The organism is Nocardiopsis sp. JB363 (assembly GCF_900143625.1).
Classification (GTDB): Bacteria; Actinomycetota; Actinomycetes; order Streptosporangiales; family Streptosporangiaceae; genus Nocardiopsis.
Genome location: NZ_FRFF01000056.1, coordinates 1 through 1,514 on the forward strand (window position 1 = coordinate 1; position 1,514 = coordinate 1,514).

Genomic DNA, 1,514 nt, shown 5'->3' on the forward strand with positions numbered 1-1,514 from the left:
CCAACACCGTTGTTTTAGGGTGTTGTCGCTGGTAGAGAGCTGCGGGATGCTGTGGGTCAGCTGTCGGGGCCCACCACTGCGGTGGTGTTCGCCGCCTGGGTCGTGTGCGAGATACTCGATGGCGTGACCAACGCAGCTGATCGTGCCTCTTTCGGGGTGCTGACCCAAACCTTCGCCCCCGACCTGGTCGAGGCGGTGACCATCCAGGGCGGCGCCCTCCAACAACGACAGCGCGAGCTGCCCGCACAGCTGACCCTGTACCTGGTGCTGGCACTGTGGCTGTGGCGCAACCTGTCCTACAAGGAAGTCTGGCGCAGGCTCGCCGACGGCTGCGCGTTCAGCGGCGGTGCCCCAGACCTGCCCGTGCCAGCCTCGGGTGCCCCCCAAGCCTCCAGCATCACCCGGGCCCGGGAGCGGCTGGGCACCGAGCCTTTGGCGTTGCTGTTCGCCCAGACCGCAGGACCTTTGGCCGACCCCGAAACCCCGGGTGCGTTCTGGCGCGGCTACCGCCTGAGCGCGGTGGACGGCACCTGTTTGGACGTGCCCGACACGGCCGCGAACCGGGCCTGTTTCGGCGGCCCCACCGACGGGGCCTTCCCCCAATTGCGTCTGGTCGCGCACAGCGAGATCGGCACCCGCTGCCTCATCGACGCCTCCTTCGACGCCTACAACACCAGCGAGAAAGCCCTGTGCGAGCGTTTGGCGGACTCCTTCGCACCCGACATGCTCACCGTCTTCGACGCCGGGTTCTGCGGAACCGACCTGTACCGCACGATCACCGCCACCGGCGCCCAGACCATCATGCGCGCCGGAGCCCAGTTCGAGCTGGCCCCCCTCGAAGTGCTCTCCGATGGCTCCTACACCGCGCAACTGTCCAAGGGCGGGCCGCTGGTGCGCGTGATCGAGTACACCGTCTACACCGACACCCAGACCCCACAGGGCCACAAGAGCACGGTCGGGGAGACGATCACCCTGGTCACCAGCCTGCTCGATATCGACCGCTTCCCCATCGCCGACTTCCCGGGCCTGTACGCGGCCCGCTGGGAAGCAGAGATCCTCTTTGCCGCGGTCAAAACCGAACTGCGCGGGGGCACGACGGTGCGTTTTCGCTCTCAGACTCCTGACCTGGTCCGCCAGGAGGCCTGGGCGCTGCTGCTCCTCTACCAGGCCCTCTCGGACCTGATCACCCGCGCCGCGGGGCACGCGCAGCTGGACCCCGACCGGATCAGCTTCACCACCGCCCTGAACACCGCCCGCCGGTCGGTCAACCAGACCGGTGGGCGTTTTTCCCCCTGAGTACCTGGTGGCCTTGGGCGTGTGGGCGTTCGGTGAGCTGATGGACGACCTGTTGCCCCAGCGGCGTTGTCGTTGGGCGCCCCGGGAGGTCACCCGGCGTTCCTTCCGGTTCCCCACGCGCAAACGTGGCACACCCGCCTCGGCCAAAACCCGACATCGAGTCCACCTGTGGCGTCTCACCCCACCAGCGAAAACAGCCTAAAACAACGATGTTGGGG

1 protein-coding gene is annotated in these 1,514 nt (G+C 67.6%); it reads left to right on the top strand.

Annotation, left to right across the window (positions count from 1 at the left end):
• The first annotated feature begins 123 nt into the window (after window positions 1–123).
• Window positions 124–1,296 carry an IS4 family transposase gene (locus BQ8420_RS09100; RefSeq protein ID WP_235006013.1) on the top strand — a complete coding sequence of 391 codons (1,173 nt, stop codon included), beginning with the start codon at window positions 124–126 and terminating at the stop codon, window positions 1,294–1,296.
• Window positions 1,297–1,514: the final 218 nt, after the last annotated feature.